Source organism: Halpernia frigidisoli (assembly GCF_900113805.1).
In the GTDB taxonomy this organism is placed as follows: Bacteria; Bacteroidota; Bacteroidia; order Flavobacteriales; family Weeksellaceae; genus Halpernia; species Halpernia frigidisoli.
Genome location: NZ_FOQT01000003.1, coordinates 246,201 through 264,255, shown reverse-complemented (window position 1 = coordinate 264,255; position 18,055 = coordinate 246,201). Strand labels below are relative to the sequence as shown.

The window sequence follows — 18,055 nt, the reverse complement described above, 5'->3', positions numbered from 1 at the left end:
TTCTTTTAAATCATATTTCATAAATCTTTAAAGCAATTCTTCGTCAACAAAATACTGGATTATTGCCTTTTTCATTAAAATACTTTGTTCATTTACTTTTAACTCCGGCAAATTTTCTAAAGTTTCATATTGTGGCCAGCCTTCCGCATCATAATCCGTAAATTTATAATAGCCAAAAGGTTCTAAAAGTCTGCAAACTGCGATATGCAAAAGATTTAGTTTATCATCTTTAGAAAATTTTTGTTTTCCACTGCCTAATTCCTGTACACCGATCAAAAACAACATCGTTTCAATCGTCGGATTTTTTTCTGTATCAAAATGTTCGACAAAAAATTCTTCTATTTTTTGCCAGGTTTCTTTTTCTGTCATCATTTAAATTTAAAAATCAAAAACTTATAATTTATTCTCAAGTTTACAAAGAAACGCATATTCCAACGCATCTTCTTTTAAACTTTCAAATCTTCCGGAAGCTCCGCCGTGACCGGAATCCATATCGGTTTTAAAAATCAAAATATTATTATCAGTTTTCAAATCCCGAAGTTTTGCAACCCATTTTGCGGGTTCCCAATATTGAACTTGTCCATCATTTATTCCGGTTGTGATCAAAATATTAGGATAATTTTTTGCTTCTACATTATCGTAGGGGGAATAAGATTTCATGTAATGGTAATATTCCTCTTCATTTGGATTTCCCCATTCGTCGTATTCCCCGGTCGTTAAAGGAATTTCTTCGTCTAACATCGTCGTCACAACATCAACGAAAGGCACTTGCGCGATAATTCCATTAAATAATTCCGGATTAAAATTCATCGCTGCACCAACCAAAAGTCCGCCTGCACTTCCGCCCATTGCATAAAGGTGTTTTTCTGAAGTGTAATTTTCTTTAATTAAATATTTTGCAGCGTCAATAAAATCAAAAAAAGTATTTTTCTTTTGCAGCATTTTTCCGTCGTCGTACCAATCTCTTCCAAGATATTCTCCGCCTCGGATATGTGCAATTGCAAAAATAAATCCGCGGTCTAAAATTGACAATCGAACATTAGAAAAACTTGCGTCAACTGTGTGTCCATAACTTCCATAACCGTATAAAAGCAAAGGTGTGTCCGCAGATTTTAAGGTATTTTTATGGTAAACTAAAGAAATTGGCACTTTTTTTCCGTCTCTCGCATTGGCCCAAATCCGTTCTGAAATATAATTTTCCTGTAAATAATTTCCTCCTAAAACTTCCTGTTGTTTTAAAATCAAAGAAGTTTTCATCGCCATATCAAACTCAATAGTTGTGCTTGTTTGTGTAAGTGATGTGTAAATATATCGCAGTTTTTCAGTATCAAATTCTATATTTAAACCAATAAATGCGGAATAAGTGGGATCTGTAAATTCTAAATAATAATCTTCTTTAGACAAATAATTAAAAATCCTGATTTGTAGTAAACCTTCTTTTCTTTCCTCTAAAACGAGAAAATTTTTGAAAATCTCAAAACCTTCAAGTAAAATTTCTTTGCGATGCGGAATTAAATCTATCCAGTTTTCTAAACCTGGTTTTTCAGCTGGAGTCGTGACCAATTTAAAATTCGTCGCATCATTTGCGTTTGTAATGATGTAAAATAAATCCTGATAATGTTCAACTGCGTATTCTAGATCTTCAGTTCTGGGCTGAACAATTTTCCAATCCGCAAAAACATTATTTGAAGGAATAAATAAATGTTCATCAGAAGTCGAACTTGATGAAGCAATAAAAATATATTCTAAAGATTTGGTTTTAAAAACATTAACATCAAAAGTGTCGTCTTTTTCATGGAAAACCAAAACATCTTCTTTCGTGGAAGTTCCCAATTTGTGGCGGTAAACTTTGTAAGCTCGCAGACTTTTATCTTTTCTAATATAAAAAATATGCTCGTTATCATTTGCCCAAACTGCTTTCCCGGTTGTATTTGGAATGGAATCTTCTAAAATTTCCCCGGTAAAAATATTTAAAAACTTAATATCAAAAATCAAACGTCCTTTTTCATCAGTAGAAAAAGTTCCCAATTTATTATTTGGACTCACAGAAACGCTTCCAACATCAAAAAAATCTTTTCCTTCTGCTAAAATATTGACGTCTAAAATAATTTCTTCCTTATTTTCTAAAGTCAAATGTTTTCGGCAAAAAATCGGGTGTTCTTTTCCGTCTTCGTAACGAACAAAATACCAATATTCATTAAAAAAATAGGGTAAAGATTCATCGTCTTTTTTATAACGCGCCTTCATTTCCTCGAACAAAAGATTCTGGAAATCTTCCGTATCACGCATTATTTCATCGGTATAAAGATTTTCGTCTTCCAGATATTTTATGACTTCCGGGTTTTCTTTATCATTCAACCAAAACCACGGATCTTCTCTTTTGTCCTGGTGAATTTCTAAAGTTTTATTTATTTTTTTTGCTTTTGGAGCGTGCATTTTTCAATATTTGTTTAAAATAAAAACCATCTGATCCGTAAAAGGAAAAGATGGTTTTTAAATATTTCTTTTAGATTTACTTGTAAGATTCTCTAATATATTTCTCAATCGCCATTGTCATAGAAGGCGTTTCCTTATTAGGTGCCATTACGTCAATTTTCAGACCGATTTTTTCGGCGGCAGCCTGTGTAGTATTTCCAAAAACCGCAACTACAGTTCCGTTTTGCTTAAAATCAGGAAAATTTTCTGTTAAAGATTTAATGCCTTGCGGACTAAAAAACACTAACATATCATAATCACTTATTGCTACATCAGTAAGATCGCTGCAAACAGTGCGGTACATCGTAGCTCTCGTCCAGTCAATATTAGATGTCTCCAGAGTTTTTACCATTTCATCGTTGATAAGATCGGAAGCAGGTAAAAGATATTTTTCTGTAGGATATTTCTTAAATAAAGGCAAAAGATCAGCAAAGTTCTTTTCGCCGTAGCTTATTTTTCTTTTTCGGTAAATAATGTGCTTTTGCAAATAATTTGCAATGGCTTCAGACTGGCAGATGTAGCGCATAGAATCCGGTACGGCAAAACGCATCTCTTCCGCAATTCTAAAATAATGATCTATCGCATTTTTGCTGGTAAAAATAATACCATTGTATTGTGAAAGATCAATTTTTTGCGTTCTTAATTCCTTGGCATCTACAGAAGCGACGTGTATGAAAGGTCTGAAGTCTATTTTTATCTTAGCCTTGCGTGCGATTTCCGTGTATGGTGAAGATTCGTTTGGCGCAGGTTGAGAAACCAGTATAGATTTTATTTTCATCAAATATTGTAATCCTTAATTAATTAAATAAAAATTTCAAAAGTACCATGAAAGGTATTATTTGGAGGGTGCAAATATACAAAAATTTATAATACCAGTTTTGGGGAAGTATCTTATAATTGTGAAAAAGATAGAAAATGTTTTTAAAAACAAAAATAATTATAAATAACAGTCCATATACGTGATAGGTTTGTATTCTTTCTTGAGGAAAATAATTGACTTGAAGACAGGCAAAAATTAAGATGAGCGTCAAAACGAAGTAAAACCGTGTTGCCACAAAATAAAACTGCTGCCATTTTTTTTGGCTTCGAACGCCGTAATAATAGAAATAAGTTAAAATAATTTTTAAAATATAAAAAAAACAGACTGAAAAAAAAACGAATCCAAATTTATTTAGTTGCATACCAAAAAGGGAAAGATTGCTAATGAATTTCGGCACAAAGGGAATATATTGAGAAAATAGTACAGAAAGAAGAGTCGCATAAACTGTAGAAACAATTATCCAACTGATGTAAATGTTACTGGAATCTTCAATTTTCTGAAGTAAAAAGTCTTTCAATGAGGCTTCTCTTTGCAAAGAAATTAGCATTAATGAAAGCGCGAAAATACTTCCTAAAATAATGAAGATAACCCAATCGTGGTGTTGTACAATTCGAATCAAGAATTTTTTTTGCAAAAATAGGAAATTGCTGCAGATGTTTTAAAACTATTTTGGGTTTACAAAATAACTTACTAAAAGCAATTAAGAAAATCTTCATTAATAACCAAAAAAAAGCCACAAATAAATGTGGCTCAATGTCTTATGTGTATATAAATTATTTTCCGGCTACAATGTTCAGATCCAAATCAACTTCCTGAGAAATTGCCCAGTCTTTCACGTCGCCATCAGTACCGTATGCCAATCCCCAATCTTGTCTGTTGATTGTAAATTTAGACAATAATTTTACTTCATTTACAGTAATTTCTACTTTTGCAGGGAAACTTACATTTACCGTTTTATCTTTAATAGTAAGATTTCCGCTTACCATTTTATTAGCGCCTTCTGTTTTAGATTCAGTTCCTGCAGGAAGCTCTTCAACTTTTGTTATCTCAAATTTCACGTTAGGATATTTTGCAACATCAAAGAAATCTGCACTTTTTAAATGGGCGTCAAGATCAGCAGAAGTTTTGCCTTCAGTCGCTTTTGGATCCACAGATTTTGGATCGGTAACTAAACTATTAATATCAGAAACTAAACTTCCGGAAGTTAAATTTCCGTTTTCTACAGAAAGCGTTCCTGTTGTTTTTGTAGTTCCAAATCTTGGGTTTATTCCACCTTTATGAGACGCAGTCCAGATTACGGCGCTGCTGTCAGTTTTAATATTAAAAACTTCACCTTTACTTTCTGCTACATTTTGTTCTGTAGAAGTAGTAGCGGTGTCAGTTTTAGATTCTTTACAAGATCCCGCGAATAAAAATGCGGAAAGTGCGAAGATTGATAAGTTTTTCATATTTTAAGAATTTATTTTTAAAATTAATTTGCAAAACTATACAAATTGAAAATGAACCACATTGACCTATGATAAGAGAAAAATAAATTATTTTTAATCTTAAATTGTTGTTTTTGTGTCTTTCAAATAACTGATACTTCTCTAAATAAAGAAAGTTCGATGTATATTTTTTTAATAAAGCATAAAAAAATTCCGCACTTTGCAGCACGGAATTTTTATTTTATCTAAAATTAATTTTAGCAATATTCTTCATAAGCCGCTTGCAAATTCGCTGCAATTGCGCCCGCTGGATTTCCTTCAATATGATGTCTTTCTAACATGTGAACCAATTCACCATCTTTGAAAAGTGCCACACATGGTGAACTTGGAGGAAAAGGAGCAAGCAATCTTCTCGCTTCATTTACGGCATCAACGTCAAAACCTGCAAAAGCGGTGGCTAAATGATCTGGTTTTTTGTCGCCTGTTAAAGAAAAAACAACGCCCGGTCTTGCTGCGCCTGCTGCACAACCACAAACGGAGTTGATCACTAAAAGTGTCGTTCCGTTTTGTTTCACGGCTGCATCAACTTTTTCTGGAGTCGTTAAATCTTCGAAACCTTTATCTGTAAGTTCTGCCTTCATCGGCATTACTAAATCTTCTGGATACATAATTTTATATTTTTAAGTTAAAATCTTGGTGCAAAATTAATTGTTTTAAATTTAATTAATTCATTTAAAACCTATTAAAATAATACCAAAAATCTATTGCGCCTTTTTGGCGGATTTTGCTGTCAGTCTTTTAGCAAAACCTCCGATAGTTAAACCCTGAAAAATTATTGAAAAAAGCACAATGATATAAGTGATCGCCACAAACATATCGCCGGAACTATGCCTAGGAAGTGCTAAAGCCAAAGCGACAGAAATTCCACCACGAATCCCGCCCCAAACTAATATTGGAAAAGAATTTTTTTCAAATTTCACTTTTCTTTTTAGAAGTAGAAAAGGAATACCCACAGAGACAAATCTTGCAAAAAGAACGACGAAAATGGCTATAATTCCTATTAAAATGTAGATGTTTTCGAACTTAATGACCAGTAATTCTAAACCGATTAAAAGGAATAAAACAGCATTTAAGATCTCATCCAGCATTTCCCAGAATTTGTCAATATATTCTTCCGTAATACTGCTCATTCCTACATCTCTACCACGATTTCCTATAAAAATACCCGCGACAACCATGGCAAGTGGACCGGAAACATGTAGGAAATCTGCAACTAAATAGCCGCCCATAACCATTGCTAAAGTGACCATCACCTCGACTGAATAATCGTCAATTGTTTTTAGAACGTAAGTTCCTAAACCTCCTAAAACTGTCCCTAATAAAATTCCACCGCCGGCTTCTTTTAAAAATAAAAGAGCAATATCTGAAATGCCCATATTGGCTAAACCAACTTGTGAAACTTCATAAATAGAAATGAAAATAACAACCGCAACGCCATCATTAAATAAACTTTCACCGGAAATTTTTGTCTCCAAAGATTTTGAGATGTTTGCAGATTTTAAGATTCCTAAAACGGCGATTGGATCCGTTGGTGAAATTAACGCACCGAAAAGCAAACAATTGATAAAGGGAACATCGAGTTTGAAAGCCAAAAGTAAATAATACATAATTCCACCAACAACTACGGTTGAAATTAACACGCCGATAGTGGAAAATGCTATAATTGGCGCTCTTTCTGATTTTATGTCTTTTAATTTTATATGAATTGATCCTGCAAAAAGTAGAAAACTCAACATAATTTTCATCAAAATAGTGTAGAAATCTACGGATAAAATCATCTTTTTTGTCTGCACGAAAAGTTCTGGAAAGTAGGACGCAGCTAAAACAATTCCCAGGGAAGTTAAAAGTGCAATGATCATCACACCAATTGTTCTGGGAAGTTTTAAGAATCTAATATTAAAATAGCCAAAGGCGGCGGCTAAAATGATAATGACAGTGAAATAGTTATAAATCTGCATTCAGGAATTTTTTGCAAAAGTACGGAAATAAAAAACCCCAAAAACGGATGAGGTTTTTGGGACTTTGTTTAATAATTATTTTATGACAATTTTGTAGTAGATTTCCTGGAAAGTTTAACTTTTTTCTTTTATCTGATCTGAAAATGCTAAATCATAAAGATGATTTGGTTTTAAGTAAATGACATTGTTTTGAAAATCCAAAACAGTATTAAATTTTTTTAAAATTTCATTACCTAAAATATGCATTTTTAAACCTGGTATTGGTTTGTTTTGCGTTAAAATTTGTGTAGGAATATTTTTCAATTCGAATTTTCCTAATTTCAATGTCTCTAAATTTGAAGTAATCACGGGAACTTCATTACCAGAGGTTCCGTGCATTATTACTTTTTTTATGACTGCCATTTTATCAGTTGGGAAGTGGTTTTCATTTAGTAAATCATTATCCAACATGACGGTTTTTTGATAGCCTAAATCAAAGAGAAAATAACTTTTGTTTTGGATTCCATTTTGAGAGATTTCAGTTTCTATGAACGGTTTTCCTTTGATATATTTAATATTAAATTTTGAATATTGCTTATCATTCGATATAGATGTCGGCATTTTAGAATGAATGATCATTTTGTTTTTGTCGTAATTTAATTCTACAACCATTCCGTCAAATAAATCCCGACCCAATAATCCATCAGTTTCATTGCCGGCAAGTTCGATATCATAAACTTTGGCTTTATAATCTCTCTTTCCGATTTTGAAATCGTAATCGGTGTCGTAAAGTTTTGGGTTTGATTTTATTTTTTTTTGAAGTGCTTCATTTGTGAAGTCAACGTCATTTGCGCCTGTGTCAAAGTTCATTTTTAGGGAATCAACTTTATTAAACACAACATTCATATAATTGGTGTTGAATTTATTTACAAAGAAAGGAATAGAATCGTGGATCTCTGGTTTTAATTTGCTGAAGTTTTTTACTTCCGGACTTTGAATTCTTGTGAGGCAAGAATCTTTTCCATTTAAAATGACGATAAAATCACGTTTCATCCCGGATTTTATTTTAAAACTGATAGAGTCAATATCTGTTTTAAATTTTACGGTTTTCGTTTTTACGAGTTTATTTGTGGTGTACTGATCAATTTTTAATTTAGAATTAATACTCCAATTTGAAACTGGATTATCTTCTTCATAGATTTTTACTTTTGTGGAATTTGCGTAAACAATCGGTAATTTCTTTTGAGAAAAACCCAGAATTGAAATCAATAAAAAGGATAAAATAAGTATTCTGACTATTTTCATTTTAAAAAATAACTTTGTTTTATACGAAAAATTGCAGCCCGACTTGATGATGATTTATTTATTTGTTATTTGAATGATCGAACCACTTCGTTAGGTTTGAGTGGAAATCCTTTTTTGCATTTGAAAAAAAGATTGGGAACGGAAGGCGGAAATGTCTGCCCAAAAAAAACTTTGCCAATCCCGAATTTTCAAGATTGGCAAAGTAGAGTGGTTTTAAAATTATTTTCCGCCTGCTGGAAGATTTTCCTTTAAAAATTTGGTGTAAGTTGAAGATAAATGTTTGCTTGTGCCTTCGCCTTCAGAAATTGAATGCGTGCGGTTTGGATAAACCATCAATTGAAATGTTTTATTGTATTTAATTAATTGATTGATCATTTGTTCCGCATTGTTGTAATGCACGTTGTCATCGCCGGTTCCGTGGATTATTAAGAGATTTCCTTTTAAATCTTTTGCGTGCGCCAAAGGTGAATTATCTACGAAATAATGTTTGTCTTCCGGCAATAATCCCATGTAACGTTCCTGGTAAATATTGTCGTAATTCAATTGATTATCAACTGCTGCAATGGAAATTCCAGTTTTGTAGATCTCCGGATACTGCATCATTAAATTTAAAGTGGAAGAGCCACCGCCGCTCCAGCCCCAAACCCCAATGCGGTCTGCGTCAACGTAAGGCCATTTCATAATTTCTTTTGCAGCCAAAGCCTGATCTTTGATATTGATATCGCCGATCTTGTGGTAAATGGATTTTCTCCATTCTCTGCCTTTTGGCGAAGGTGAACCTCGACCTTCTACCGACATATAAATATAACCGTCATCTGCCATACTTCCATTATAAAGTCTGTTAAGTCCAGCGCTAAATCTGTCTAAAACTGTTTGTGAAGCCGGTTCGCCGTAAACGTAAAAGACAACAGGGTATTTTTTTGCCGGATCAAAATTGGTTGGTTTTACCATCCATCCGTCCATTTCGACACCTTCGGAAGTTTTTACTTTGAAAAATTCTACTTTCGGAATTTTATAGTTTTTCGCTCTTGGATCAATTTGGCCACCGCTTAAAAGTTTGTGATTTGGTAAAGAAACAACGTCGCTTAAAGGAAACATATTCGCAGTGGAATAATTGTGAAACGCCACTTTTCCGTTTGGCGAAATGTCGTAATCGTGAAAACCACTTTCATTTGCCGGCGAAAGTTTTGTTGCTTTTCCGCCATTTAATGGAACAGAATAGAGATAACTTTGTGTCGCATTATCCGGCGAAGCCATAAAATAAACCGTTTTTGATTTTTCGTCAACACTGTTTAATTCAATAACGTCATAATTTCCTGGCGTTAATAATTGTTCTTTTCCGTCTAATCCAATCGCGTAAATATGTCTCCACCCGTCTTTTTGACTTAGCCAAATAAATTTTTTGCCGCCATCAATCCAACTCCAGCCAGTTGCTTCCGCTTTTGCATCGATCCACGCTTTATCAGTTTCAGAATAAATGGCTTTCGCCGTATTTTCTTTAACATTAACCAACATTACTTTGCTTTCATTTTGTCTTCTGTTTAATTGTTGAAGAATTAATTGAGAAGAATTATTAGCCCATTCCATTCTCGGAATATAATGTTGAACAGCATCTCCGGGAACATTCATCCAGGTTGTTTTTGCAGTTGCTAAATCTACAACCCCAATTTTGCAGGAACTTGGATCTTCGCCAACCACAGGATATTCCACAGGAACCGTAAATGGATACAATTCATCTGTAGTATTCAGCATCAAATAATTTTTGATTTTTTGCGCATCAATTTGCCAGTAAGCGATAGATTTGCTGTCTGGCGACCATCTGAAACCATCTCTACAATCTAATTCTTCTTCGTAAACCCAGTCAAAAGTTCCGTTGATCAAGCGCAATGTTCCGTCGGTTGTTAAGGCTTTTGTTTCGCCACTTGCCAAATCTTCTACATAAATATTGTGACCGCTAACGTAAGCGACTTTATTACCATCCGGTGAAAATTTCGCAAACATTAAAGAAGATTCAGGTTTGTCTTTGCCGATCTGTTTTAAAGATTTTGTTTTTAAATCATAAACCCAGGAATCGCCGCGTGTGTCGTAACGCCAGACTTTTTTAGTATTTGTAGCGATCAAGACTTTTTGATTATCCTCTGAAAATGCAAAACGAACCACATTTAAAGGTGATTTTCCTTTAGGCGTCAACATTTCTTTTGAAATTATTGTGGTAGATTTCGATTCATCTTGCGCGTTTTTAGAAACAATTTCGCCATTATCAACTTCCATTATATTATTGCCGTCCAAAGACCAATAAGTTCCTGTTCCATATTGGGCAAAAGAAAATTGGCTAAAACCAATGATTATTAAAAGTAGAAATTTTTGCTTAAAAGTATTTTTCATAGTTATAAATGTTCTTTAAAATTTATCAGCACTAAAGTTAAACAATGTTTTTAAATCCGTCTGTAAAATGGAAATAAAAATAAAAAAATCTATGAAAATTAATTCATAGATTTTTAAAAGGTTTCGAATATAAAGTTCAGAGAATTTATTTAAATCTTAAGAAAGCAATTCTTTTACCTTTAAAGAAATACTTTTCCCGTCAGATTTTCCGGCTAAAGATTTACTCGCAATTCCAATCACTTTTCCTAAATCTTTGATGCTTTCGGCGCCAGTTTCAGAAATAATTTTTTTAATTTCTGCTTCAAGTTCTTCTGAAGTCAATTGTTTTGGTAAATATTGCTCGATCACTTTGCTTTGAGCCGTTTCTACTTCTGCTAAATCTGTGCGGTTTTGTGCCGTAAATTGATCAAAAGAATCTTTCCGTTGTTTTACCATTTTTTGCAAAATAGTTACGACTTGTTCGTCAGAAACTTCTGCGCCTTTTGCTTCCGTTTTTAATAATAAAATTTGAGATTTCACCGCGCGTAAAGCATCGAGAGAGACTTTATCTTTGGCCTTCATCGAGGTTACAATTGCGGCGCTTATCGTATTTTCTAAACTCATAATTATTTAATTTAATTAATCTACCAATTTATCAGTTTAACAATGTAACAATATTAGGGTATTACCAATTAAAAAATTAATTTATTTTTACTAATTGGTAAACTGTTACATTTTCAAATTGTTACATTGATCCTAATCTACATCTTTATTTAAAAATCTATTTTCCCGAACTTCCATTCTTCCATTGTCATCCCGAAGATAAGTCTGGATATTTTGATCAGAATGATTTTCGTGATCTAAAACAATATTTTTACGTCTAAAAGCAGGAACTGTTTCAAATTGTAAATCGCTGTCAACTGTTTGATAGCGGGAATTAAACTCATTTAATTTATTTCTGCGCTCGTTTACTTTCAATTTATCAGACGGAACTTCAACAAACGTAAATTGACTTTCGCCAAAAGAAGTAGATTTTGGTTCTTCTTTAATTTCTTCTTTTTCAACTACAATCTTTGCTTCAACTTTCGGTTCTGTTTTCTCTTTAACAAAAGTCTCGATTTCGAAAATTTCTACTTTATTCTCAACCGGTTTCTCTTCTGAAACAAACTTTTCTACTTTTGGTTCCTGAATGAAATATTCTTCGGCAATTGGTTCATTAACCATGAAATTATATTCAACAGCGTCAGATTTTACTTCGGTTTTTATCGGTTTTTCTACTTCAAAAATAAGAGATTCTGCTTCCAGATCTTCTTCTGAAACTTCATCTTCAAAAGAGAAAAGATTGTATTGGTTTTCCATACTTTCATCCTCTTTTTCCCACATTTCAACAGGTTTTTCTACAATTTCATTGTAAGAAGACACTTGTGCTGGTTCAGCAACTTTTTTTTGCTGAAATCTGTTTTCTGGTGTTTGCGGTCTAAAATCATCTTCATCGTCCAGACTAACAATTTTTTTATCCAAAGGAAATCCTCGTGAAAAATCGTTTTCAGAAGTTTCTATCGATTGATTTTTATTAGAACTTCTGCCGTCCAAAGAATATTTAATGGTTTCTGTAACACCGGAATGTTTAGAATATTCTTTAGAAAAACCAGTCGCAATAACCAAAACAGAAATTCCATCGCCTAATTCTTCGTCAGACCCAACACCGAAAATAATATCTGCCGTATCGCCGGCTTCTTTTTGAATATAATCGTTAATAATTCCGATCTCATCCATTGTTGCTTCTTCAGAACCACTTCTAATTAAGAGAAGTACGTTTTTAGCGCCGGTGATTTTATTGTCATTTAAAAGAGGGGAATCAAGCGCTTTTCTTACCGCTTCTTCGGCTTTATTTTCGCCGGTTGCAACGCCCGTTGACATTAATGCCGTTCCACTATTTTGAAGAACAGATTTAGCATCACGGAAATCGATATTTACATCAAAATATCCTGTAATAACTTCTGCCATTCCTTTTGCAGCGTTTGTTAATACTTCATCGGCTTTAGAAAAACCTGATTTAAAACCAAGATTTCCGTATTGTTGACGCAGTTTATCATTATTAATAACGATCAAAGAATCAACATTGTTTCTTAATTTATCTAAACCAATATCGGCCTGATCCAATCTTCTTTTTCCTTCAAAACTAAAAGGAACGGTAACAATTCCAATAGTTAAAATGCCCATTTCTTTGGCCACTTTTGCGATGACCGGTGCAGCGCCAGTTCCTGTTCCACCGCCCATTCCGGCAGTGATGAAAACCATCTTGGTATTTTGTCCCAAAGCCGCTTTTATTTCGTCGATACTTTCTATCGCGGCTTTTTCCCCAACTTCAGGATCTGCCCCTGCGCCTAAACCTTCTGTTATTGAAAGTCCCAATTGCACTTTATTTGCGACAGGATTATTATCTAATGTTTGAGAATCTGTGTTGCAAATCACGAAATCTACGCCGTGAATGCCGCGTTCGTACATATGTCGCAAAGCGTTGTTTCCACCGCCGCCTACGCCGATCACTTTTATAATTGAAGAATTTCCTTTAGGTAAGTCAAAAGAAAATCCGGTGTTGTTATTTATATTGTCCATGTTATGTTTGATTTTTAAAGATATTATTTTTTATGAGTTTTGAAAGTTGATTTTTTAATTACTTATTAACAATCATTGCTCATTTTGATTTACTCCACTTCTTCGAAGAATTTTTTTACTTTATTTAAAATAGATTCCCCGAAAGTTGGTCTCACTTTTTTGGCCAGTTCGCGGTGTCCTTTTTCAATTTCTACCGTCAATTCTTCCGAAATCTGTGGTTCAATTTTATCTTCTTTTTCTGCAATTTTCGCTTCAACCTGTTTTTGAAGTTCAGCTTCATAAGGTTTTTTATCGCGAATTTTTAAACTTTCCATTAAAAGTCCGATCGAAGTCGCATATTCCGGACCTTTTAATTGTTGGTTTTTATCATTTGCCACGTATTCATTTGCAAAACCAATTCTGCTGTCTAAACCTGTCGTATAATTTGCTAATTGTCTCAAATGACGTAAGTTAGAACCGCCACCAGTTAACACAATTCCTGCAATCAATTTTTTCTTTTGTTCAAAAGCGCCGTATGCTTTTAACTCTGTATTTACCATTTCCAAAATTTCTTCAACTCGAGCATTCACGATTTGTGCTAAAGTTTTAAGGGAAATCTCTTTATCATTTCTGCCGTGCAAACCTGGAATTGTTACAAAAGTGCTGTCTTTTTCCAGATCAGGAACCGCTGAACCAAATTTTACTTTTAATTGTTCCGCATGTTTTTCAATGATTGAACAACCTTCTTTAATATCATCAGTAATAATGCCGCCACCATAAGGAATGACGCAAGTATGACGGATAATATTATCTTTAAAAATCGCAATATCCGTTGTTCCGCCACCAATATCAACGATCGCAACGCCGGCCTCTTTTTCTTCTTTTGTTAAAACTGCTTCAGATGAAGCCAAAGGTTCTAAAGTCAACGCTTCCATTTCTAAACCTGCTTCACGAACGCAACGGGCGATATTTCGGATAGAACCCATTTGTCCAACAACAACGTGGAAATTTGCTTCCAGTCTTTTGCCGTGCATTCCAACAGGTTCCTGAATCTCGCCTTCAGAATCTACTTTATAATCTTGCGGCAAAACATGGATTATTTCTTCACCAGGAAGCATCACCAATTTTTTTACCTGATCTTTTAATTTTTCAATATCATCTTCCGTAATATATTCTTCCGGATGATCGCGCATAATGTAATCGGAATGTTGCAGCGAACGGATGTGTTTTCCGGCAATTCCAACAGTTACTTTATGGATTTTTACACCCGCGCTGTTTTGCGCCTGTTCCACAGCAGATTTTATGGAGCTGATGGTTTGTGAAATATTATTCACAATGCCTTTGTGTACGCCGAGACTTTTTGCCTTCCCGACGCCCAGAATTTCGATTTTTCCGTGTTCATTTCTTCGTCCGACAATGGTCACGATTTTTGTAGTTCCAATGTCGAGTCCTACTGAATATTCGTTATTTTCCATTTATGATTGTGCTATTTTTTGTTATTCTATTTTAATTTTTGCCTTGGTCTTTTTTGGCGCTTCTTTCGGTTTTGCAGCGACCACTTTTTTCTTTGCGACGGTTGTTGGCTTTTTTACTGTTGTCGCTGTTTTTACTTTTTTCACCGGTGTCGCAACTTTAGGCTTTTCGCGAGGCTTTTCTGCCGCTTTTACTTTCGGTTTACTGACTGATTTTTCAGGTAATTTTTTTGCAGTTGTTGAAGGCATTTTTACAACAGCAGGAATTTTACTAAATTCTTTATAATTTGCAGCAAGAATACTGTCATTCGCTTCAAAATGCGGGTTTAAAGTCGTAACAATTTGATTATCATATTTTAAAGATATTTGGCTGTATTTATCAGGATCTTCATTAACCAAAAATTTTGTTACAAAAGCTTTAAAACCTTTAACCTTAAAATCAATATTATCCAGATCACCCAGTTCTACTCTATAAAAACCATCGCTTGTAAGCAAACTGTAACTTTCCTTATTTTTCGATATTCCAATAAAAAATTTTTTGCTAAATGAATCACTATCGATTTTTGAAATTAGATCGGCAAGTTTCACATATTCCGATTTTTTTATCTCGCCGGTCACAAGCATACACGGATGCGAATAATTTCTAGAAATGGGAAATTCAACGCCTTTTTGATCTACGTAGAAATCATTATCACCATTTATTATTCTAAAAATTGGCACTCTTTGCTTAATGTCTAAATTTAAGTTTCCATTCAAGTTTAAATAAACATTTGCGCTGTCAACTGCAGGCATTCTGTTTAGTTTTTTTTCTAAAAGCGGAATGTTTAAATCCCCAATTTTCAGTGTTGGATTTTCTTTTTTTACCAGATCTTTTACCTCTTTTTCGTCTACAAAATAAACCGGCGTTGAAGCGTTCATCTTAATCGTAATTTTCTCTAAAGATCTTCCGTTAAATCTTTTCAATGAAAAACTTAACAAAAACCCAAAAAGGATCAACGTGATCAATATTTTTAATATTCTGAATTTGTTTTTCATTCTAATTTTTTGAAAGCCAATTAATTATTGGGTCGCTTAATGTGTCAATATTTCCAGCGCCAACTGTTAATAAAATATCGAACTCTTTTTCTTTTATTTTGTTAAAAGCCTCGTTTAAAGTCGAAACTTCTTTATTTTTTAAATTAATTTTATTTAATAACCATTTAGAGGTTACACCTTCAAAGTTTTCCTGAAGTTCTCTTGCTGGGTAAATATCCAAAAGAATTAGTTCATCTGCGGCTTCCAAACTTTTAGCAAAATCATCAGCAAAATCGCGTGTTCTGCTGAACAAATGCGGCTGAAAAACAACCAATAATTTTTTATTGGGATGAAATGTTTTTATACTTCCAATGACCGCGTCTAATTCCGTCGGATGATGCGCATAATCGTCAATATAATTTTTACCATTGTCGAAGAAATACTTTGTGTAACGGCGTTTTATACCTTTAAAACTTCTAATTCCTCTTTTAATCATTTCAAAATCAACCCCCTTTCCATGTAAAATTGCAATTGCCGCAGTCGCATTTTCCACATTGTGAATACCCGGAATTTCCCAAATAAAATCTTCAACTTTCTTAGTCTCTGTGTGGAAATCAAAATAAATGAAATCTTTTTCCATCCGAAGATTGTCGGAATAAAAATGTGCTTTTTCATTTACGGCATAAGTTTTTGCACCACGGCCAATTTCAATTCCTTTTCTTACAAATAACTGATTGTCATTTTCAACCAAAGCACCAAAATCGCGAAAACTTTTTTCAATAGTTTCTTTATCGCCGTAAATGTCCAAATGATCAGCATCAAGGGAAGTTATGACTGCCCAATCCGGTTTTAAATTCATGAAAGAACGGTCGTATTCATCGGCTTCAACAACAGAAATTTCATTACCGTTAAAAATAAAATTAGATTTAAAATTTTCTGCAATTCCGCCTAAAAATCCGGAAAAGGGAAGGTTGGCTTCTTTGCAAAGATGCGCTACCAAAGATGAGGTTGTTGTTTTACCGTGAGTTCCTGCAATTGCAATGCATTCCGTATGATCCGTGATCATTCCTAAAACGCGCGCTCTTTTATAAATGGTAAAATTTAACTCAGTAAAAAAGTCTAAAATTTCTAATTTTTTAATTGCTGGCGTGTAAATGACCAGCGTATTTTCTTTTGTTAATTTTAAAAGTTCGTCACTTACTTTATCTTCGAAATTAATTTTTATTCCTTCAGAAATTAAGGCGGAAGTCAATTTTGTTTCAGTTTTATCATAACCCAAAACATTTCCACCGATTGAGTGAAAATATCTTGCAAGCGCCGACATTCCGATGCCGCCGATGCCAACGAAATAAAAATTTTGATATGAACTGAAATGACTCATTTAATTATTAATTATTTTTAATATTTCATCTACAATTTCTTGCGTTGCATTTGGTTTTGCAAAATCTTCTAAATTTTCGCTCATCGTTTTGCGAAGATTTTCATTCTCGCAGATTTCCATTAAAGTAGGCCAAAATTTATCTTTCATTTCGGTGTCTTTTACCATTTTTGCGGCATTTTTTTCAACCAAAGTCAAAGCATTTTTAGTTTGATGATCTTCTGCTGCAGTTGGTAATGGAACTAATATTAAAGGTTTCTTAGCAATCGCCAATTCTGAAATTGCGATCGCACCTGCGCGAGAAACAATCACATCAGCGGCAGAATAATGCAAAGCCATATCTGAAATAAATTCTTTTATAGTAATTTGGTTGTCAGTTGTTGGTTGTTGGTTGTCAGTTTTTCCGTCAACTGACAACTGACAACTGACAACTATTTTTTCGTAATCAGTTTTTCCAGTTTGCCAAATTAATTGAAAGCCAGTTCCTTTTAATTTCTCTAAATTATCTTTCCAAGCGTTATTTATAGTTCTTGAACCTAAAGATCCACCGACAGAAAGTATGGTTAAAATCTGTGGATTTAAACCTAATTTTTCTTTCGCAGTTTTACTATCAATTAAATCATTAACAATAGTTTCCCGAACTGGATTTCCAAGAAAGAAAGTCTGGCTTTTTTCGAAGAAACTTTCCATTTTTGGATAAGCCGTGAAAACTGCCTGTGCTTTTTTAGCCAAGAACTGATTGCTTTTTCCAGGTAAAGAATTTTGCTCTTGAATAAATGTTTTCACACCCAAATTTGAGGCGACGTACAAAGCCGGCGCGCTCGCAAAACCACCAGTTCCAATGGCGAAATCTGGTTTAAATTGTTTGATGATGTTTTTAACTTTAAGCAAACTACTTATCACTTTATAGGGAAGAGAAATATTTTTTAATTTATTTCCTCTGTCAAATCCCGCAATGTTTAAACCTTCAATTTTAAATCCTGCTTGCGGCACTTTTTCCATTTCCATTTTATTTTGAGCGCCGATAAATAAAAATTCTGTTTCAGGAAATCTTTTCTGGATTTCCTGCGCAATCGCGATCGCCGGGAAAATATGTCCGCCGGTTCCGCCACCACTCATTAGAACACGAAAATCCCCCTTTCCCCCAAAGGGGGAAATTTCGTTAGACTCTATGTTTCTATTTTCTGTCATATTTTATTTTCTAA

The 18,055-nt window shown here is 33.9% G+C and carries 15 protein-coding genes; all 15 read right to left on the bottom strand.

The genetic code is table 11. The features are described from left to right. Positions 1-27: 27 nt before the first annotated feature. The 15 genes from BM238_RS09470 to murG all read right to left on the bottom strand — a co-directional run bounded on the left by BM238_RS09470 (position 28) and on the right by murG (position 17,969). On the bottom strand, positions 28-372 hold the full coding sequence (locus tag BM238_RS09470) for a hypothetical protein (protein ID WP_090080191.1): 345 nt from the start codon (positions 370-372) through the stop codon (positions 28-30). Positions 373-393: 21 nt separating this feature from the next. After that, positions 394-2,436 (bottom strand): S9 family peptidase, encoded by a 2,043-nt coding sequence (locus tag BM238_RS09465; RefSeq protein WP_090080189.1) that lies wholly within the window; start codon positions 2,434-2,436, stop codon positions 394-396. Positions 2,437-2,512: 76 nt separating this feature from the next. After that, positions 2,513-3,253: a uroporphyrinogen-III synthase gene (locus BM238_RS09460; protein ID WP_090080188.1), complete on the bottom strand. Its 741-nt coding sequence runs from the start codon at positions 3,251-3,253 to the stop codon at positions 2,513-2,515. Between the two features lie 19 nt (positions 3,254-3,272). After that, complete coding sequence (locus tag BM238_RS09455; protein ID WP_262490320.1) at positions 3,273-3,914, bottom strand: DUF4271 domain-containing protein; 642 nt, start codon at positions 3,912-3,914, stop codon at positions 3,273-3,275. Positions 3,915-4,068: 154 nt separating this feature from the next. Then, positions 4,069-4,743: a YceI family protein gene (locus BM238_RS09450; protein ID WP_090080186.1), complete on the bottom strand. Its 675-nt coding sequence runs from the start codon at positions 4,741-4,743 to the stop codon at positions 4,069-4,071. 236 nt (positions 4,744-4,979) lie between these two features. Next, positions 4,980-5,390: a BrxA/BrxB family bacilliredoxin gene (locus tag BM238_RS09445; RefSeq protein WP_090080185.1), complete on the bottom strand. Its 411-nt coding sequence runs from the start codon at positions 5,388-5,390 to the stop codon at positions 4,980-4,982. Positions 5,391-5,483: 93 nt separating this feature from the next. Then, the gene (locus BM238_RS09440; protein ID WP_090080184.1) at positions 5,484-6,740 is read right to left on the bottom strand and encodes a cation:proton antiporter; all 1,257 of its coding nucleotides are present in this window, start codon (positions 6,738-6,740) and stop codon (positions 5,484-5,486) included. A gap of 114 nt (positions 6,741-6,854) precedes the next feature. Further along, the gene (locus BM238_RS09435; RefSeq protein ID WP_090080182.1) at positions 6,855-8,024 is read right to left on the bottom strand and encodes a hypothetical protein; all 1,170 of its coding nucleotides are present in this window, start codon (positions 8,022-8,024) and stop codon (positions 6,855-6,857) included. A gap of 219 nt (positions 8,025-8,243) precedes the next feature. Then, a complete protein-coding gene (locus BM238_RS09425; protein WP_177205453.1) occupies positions 8,244-10,409 on the bottom strand; it encodes a S9 family peptidase in 2,166 nt (721 codons plus the stop codon). A gap of 156 nt (positions 10,410-10,565) precedes the next feature. Then, entirely contained in the window at positions 10,566-11,012 is a 447-nt protein-coding gene (locus BM238_RS09420; protein WP_090080179.1) for a GatB/YqeY domain-containing protein, read from the bottom strand. Positions 11,013-11,144: 132 nt separating this feature from the next. Next, positions 11,145-13,007 (bottom strand): cell division protein FtsZ, encoded by a 1,863-nt coding sequence (gene ftsZ / locus BM238_RS09415; protein WP_090080178.1) that lies wholly within the window; start codon positions 13,005-13,007, stop codon positions 11,145-11,147. Between the two features lie 89 nt (positions 13,008-13,096). Next, on the bottom strand, positions 13,097-14,461 hold the full coding sequence (ftsA, locus tag BM238_RS09410) for a cell division protein FtsA (RefSeq protein ID WP_090080176.1): 1,365 nt from the start codon (positions 14,459-14,461) through the stop codon (positions 13,097-13,099). Between the two features lie 21 nt (positions 14,462-14,482). Continuing rightward, entirely contained in the window at positions 14,483-15,493 is a 1,011-nt protein-coding gene (locus BM238_RS14540; protein WP_233741943.1) for a cell division protein FtsQ/DivIB, read from the bottom strand. Between the two features lies 1 nt (position 15,494). Further along, positions 15,495-16,853 (bottom strand): UDP-N-acetylmuramate--L-alanine ligase, encoded by a 1,359-nt coding sequence (gene murC, locus BM238_RS09400; protein ID WP_090080175.1) that lies wholly within the window; start codon positions 16,851-16,853, stop codon positions 15,495-15,497. Further along, positions 16,854-17,969, bottom strand: a complete 1,116-nt coding sequence (gene murG, locus BM238_RS09395; protein WP_394333977.1) for an undecaprenyldiphospho-muramoylpentapeptide beta-N-acetylglucosaminyltransferase — start codon at positions 17,967-17,969, stop codon at positions 16,854-16,856. Positions 17,970-18,055 lie beyond the last annotated feature (86 nt).